At 71.1% G+C, this 4,085-nt stretch carries 4 protein-coding genes; 3 read left to right on the forward strand and 1 reads right to left on the reverse strand.

Features of this window, described 5'->3' with window-relative positions:
* Positions 1-132 precede the first annotated feature (132 nt).
* Positions 133-1,476, reverse strand: a complete 1,344-nt coding sequence (locus tag CCN72_RS31180; protein WP_086811445.1) for a UDP-glucose dehydrogenase family protein — start codon at positions 1,474-1,476, stop codon at positions 133-135.
* 199 nt (positions 1,477-1,675) lie between these two features.
* Between CCN72_RS31180 and CCN72_RS31185 the strand changes: the two genes are divergently transcribed.
* The 3 genes from CCN72_RS31185 to CCN72_RS31195 form a co-directional block, all read left to right on the forward strand.
* Positions 1,676-2,833 carry an acyl-CoA dehydrogenase family protein gene (locus CCN72_RS31185; protein ID WP_086811447.1) on the forward strand — a complete coding sequence of 386 codons (1,158 nt, stop codon included), beginning with the start codon at positions 1,676-1,678 and terminating at the stop codon, positions 2,831-2,833.
* Between the two features lie 153 nt (positions 2,834-2,986).
* Positions 2,987-3,352, forward strand: coding sequence for a four-helix bundle copper-binding protein (locus CCN72_RS31190; protein WP_086811449.1), 366 nt, complete (start codon positions 2,987-2,989; stop codon positions 3,350-3,352).
* An 81-nt stretch (positions 3,353-3,433) separates the two neighbouring features.
* Positions 3,434-4,085: class I SAM-dependent methyltransferase (locus CCN72_RS31195; RefSeq protein WP_244174568.1), on the forward strand; the 652-nt coding region annotated here is incomplete at its 3' end.

Genomic DNA, 4,085 nt, shown 5'->3' on the forward strand with positions numbered 1-4,085 from the left:
GCTCTGGGGCACAGGGGGCTGGGGCAAAATGCGGAACGGCGCCGGTTCGGCCGACTGAGCCTCGGCCGAACCAGCGCCGTTTTCGTGTGCGCCGAACCGGCGCCGAGTCCGTGTCCCTCGGGCGTTCGCCCGTCAGGCAGTGGGCCGCCCCATCGCCCGGTACGTCCAGCCCGCCCGGCGCCACAGCTCCGGGTCGAGGGTGTTGCGCCCGTCGAGCAGCACCCGGGCCGCCGCGGCCGCGCCCAGCTCCGCCGGGTCCAGCTCGCGGAACTCGCGCCACTCGGTCAGATGCAGCACGACGTCCGCACCGCGCACGGCGTCCAGGGCCGTGGCCGCGTACCCCAGCGTCGGGAACACCCGCCGGGCGTTGTCCATGCCCTTCGGGTCGTACACGGTCACCTGACCGCCCTGGAGGTGTATCTGGCCCGCCACGTTCAGCGCGGGCGAGTCGCGGACGTCGTCCGAGTCGGGCTTGAAGGTGGCGCCGAGCACCGCGACCCGCTTGCCGAGGAAGGAGCCGCCGCCCAGCGCCTCGCGGGCCATCTCCACCATCTGGCCGCGCCGGCGCATGTTGATGGAGTCGATCTCCCGCAGGAAGGTCAGCGCCTGGTCCGCGCCCAGCTCACCGGCGCGGGCCATGAACGCCCGGATGTCCTTGGGCAGGCAGCCGCCGCCGAAACCGATCCCGGCGCGCAGGAACTTGCTGCCGATCCGGTCGTCGTGCCCGATCGCCTCCGCCAGCTTGGCCACGTCGCCGCCGCCCGCCTCGCAGACCTCCGCCATCGCGTTGATGAAGGAGATCTTGGTGGCGAGGAAGGAGTTGGCGGCGGTCTTCACCAGCTCGGCGGTCGGGAAGTCGGTGACGACGAAGGGGGTGCCCTCGCCGATCGGCGTCGCGTACACCTCGCGCAGCAGCTTCTCGGCCCGCTCGCCGCGCACCCCGACCACGATCCGGTCCGGGTGCAGGGTGTCCTCGACGGCGAAGCCCTCCCGCAGGAACTCCGGGTTCCAGGCCAGCTCGGCGTCGCCGCCCGCGGGGGAGTGCTCGGCGAGGTAGGCGGCCAGCCGTTCGGCCGAGCCCACCGGCACCGTGGACTTGCCGACCACCAGGGCCGGGCCGCGCAGATGCGGGGCGAGGGAGGCGATCGCGGAGTCGACGTACGACATGTCGCAGGCGTACTCGCCGTGCTTCTGCGGGGTGTTCACACACACGAAGTGCACATCGCCGAAGGCGCCGATCTCGGCCCAGTCGGTGGTGAAGCGCAGCCGCCCGGTCGACCCCTCGATCCCGGCCACATGCCGGCGCAGCAGCTCTTCGAGCCCCGGCTCGTACATCGGGGTCTCGCCACGCTCCAGCATGGCGATCTTCTCGGGTACGACATCCAGGCCCAGCACCTCGAATCCCAGCTCGGCCATGGCCGCGGCGTGGGTGGCGCCGAGATACCCGGTGCCGATCACGGTGATCTTCAGGCTCATGGACGCGCTCCAGCTCGGGGATTCTCTCGTGCGGGCCCGAGCATAGCCGGGCCGCTCGGGGGGCAACTTTCCCGCTGTCGCCAACCTCACGTAGGCGTCCTGGGGCCGGGGCTCTAAAATTTGAGTTACTTAACGGTAGTTAGCGTTTGTAATGTCCGTGATGCGTCACCATCACTGCGTCTTTGGAGCGTGAGAGACCTTGGCCGGATCGGCTGACTTCGACCTGTACCGCCCGTCCGAGGAGCACGACATGCTCCGCGACGCCCTCCGCTCCCTGGTCGAGGCGAAGATCGCGCCGTACGCCGCCGCGGTGGACGAGGAGGCCCGCTTCCCGCAGGAGGCCCTCGACGCCCTGGTGGCCAACGACATGCACGCCGTGCACGTCCCGGAGGAGTACGGCGGCGCCGGCGCCGACGCGCTCGCCACGGTCATCGTGATCGAGGAGGTGGCCCGCGCCTGTGTGTCCTCCTCCCTGATCCCCGCGGTGAACAAGCTGGGCTCGCTCCCGGTGATCCTCTCCGGCTCCGAGGAGCTGAAGAAGAAGTACCTGGGCCCGCTGGCCAAGGGCGACGCGATGTTCTCGTACTGCCTCTCCGAGCCGGACGCCGGTTCGGACGCGGCCGGTATGAAGACCAAGGCGGTCCGCGACGGCGACCACTGGATCCTCAACGGCGTCAAGCGCTGGATCACCAACGCGGGCGTCTCCGAGTACTACACGGTCATGGCCGTCACCGACCCGACCAAGCGCTCCAAGGGCATCTCCGCCTTCGTGGTCGAGAAGTCGGACGAGGGCGTCTCCTTCGGCGCCCCCGAGAAGAAGCTCGGCATCAAGGGTTCCCCGACCCGCGAGGTCTACTTCGACAACGTCCGCATCCCCGCCGACCGCATGATCGGCGAGGAGGGCACGGGCTTCATGACGGCGATGAAGACCCTGGACCACACCCGCATCACCATCGCCGCCCAGGCGCTCGGTGTCGCGCAGGGCGCCCTCGACTACGCCAAGGGCTACGTCCAGGAGCGCAAGCAGTTCGGCAAGGCGATCGCCGACTTCCAGGGCATCCAGTTCATGCTCGCGGACATGTCGATGAAGATCTCCGCCGCCCGCGCCCTCACCTACCAGGCCGCCGCCGCCTCCGAGCGCGGCGACGCCGACCTCACCTACCTGGGCGCCGCCGCCAAGTGCTTCGCCTCAGACGTCGCCATGGAGGTCACCACCGACGCCGTCCAGCTCCTCGGCGGCTACGGCTACACCCGCGACTACCCGGTCGAGCGCATGATGCGCGACGCCAAGATCACCCAGATCTACGAGGGCACCAACCAGGTCCAGCGCATCGTCATGGCGCGCAACCTGCCGTAGCCCGTCAGCGGTACCGGAAGGCGTCCCGCGGGGCGCCTTCCGTGCGTTCCGGGGGCCTTACGACCGGTCGGTCACATGCGGGGGCGGGGCGGGCGACGTAGGACGGAAGCACACGGGACCCGATCCCGGGTCCCCCTGCTCCGAGGAGGAGCCATGGCCCAGCCCGGAACGACGATGCCCGCCATGACCAAGCAGATGCAGGACTGCATCGAGGCCTGCATGAACTGCCACAGCATCTGCGAGGAGACCATGAGCTCCTGCATGCAGCAGGGCGGGCAGGCGCAGATGCAGATCATGCGCGCGCTCATGGACTGCTCCGAGACGACCCGGATGTGCGCCGACATGATGATGCGCCGCTCGCCCATGTCGGGCGAGATGTGCGCGATGTGCGCCAAGGCGTGCGACATGGCCGCCGAGGCGTGTATGTCCATGCCGGACGACAAGCAGCTGATGCGCTGTGCGGACGCGTGTCGCAAGTGCGCCGAGATGTGCCGCGCGATGGCCGGCGCCCGGATGTGACCTGGGCACCGTGACCTCGTTCAAGGGCACCCGCGCAGGGTGCCCTTGAACATGTGCCGCCTGCTGCGGCAGGGTGCTCGCATGATCACTTCCGGGGTGACCGCGGCCTTCGACGCCGCCGAGCGGGCCATGTGGGCGGGACGGGCACGGGCGTACGAGGCGAGCTTCGGGCGGCTGTGCGCCCATCCGGTGCCGCGGCTGCTGGACGCGGCGCGGGTCGCGGCCGGCACCAAGGTGCTGGACGTCGGCACCGGCACCGGCACCGCCGCCCGCGCGGCACGGGAGCGGGACGCGCGGGTACGGGCCGTGGACGCCGACCCGGACATGGTGGCGCGGGCCCGCCTGCACGGCATCGCCGCCGAGGTCGCCGTACTGCCCGAACTGCCCTTCCCGGACGGAGAGTTCGACGCCGTAGTCGGCAACTTCGTGCTCAACCACGTCGGCCGCCCACGCGCCGCCCTCACCGAGCTGCGCCGCGTGCTGCGCCCCGGCGGCCGGATCGCGCTGACCCTGTGGGGCACCCGGCGCGGCGCGGGACAGGACCTGCTGGGCCGGGCCTGCGCCGCGGGCGGCGCCGTACCGCCCGCGTATCTGCCCCGTCTCGACCCCGCCGAGGACTTCCCCCGCACCCCCGACGGACTGGCCGCGCTGCTCGCCGAGGCCGGGTTCGACGCGCCCCGGGCCGCCGAACTGGAGTGGGACCACCGGGCCGGCGCCGAGGAGTGGTGGGGCG

Source organism: Streptomyces murinus (assembly GCF_002154555.1).
Taxonomy (GTDB): domain Bacteria; phylum Actinomycetota; class Actinomycetes; order Streptomycetales; family Streptomycetaceae; genus Streptomyces; species Streptomyces murinus.

Coding starts and splice junctions, on each gene's coding strand:
- CCN72_RS31180 (WP_086811445.1), bottom strand. CDS start 1,476: ATGAGCCTGAAGATCACCGTGATCGGCACCGGGTATCTCGGCGCCACC.
- CCN72_RS31190 (WP_086811449.1), top strand. CDS start 2,987: ATGGCCCAGCCCGGAACGACGATGCCCGCCATGACCAAGCAGATGCAG.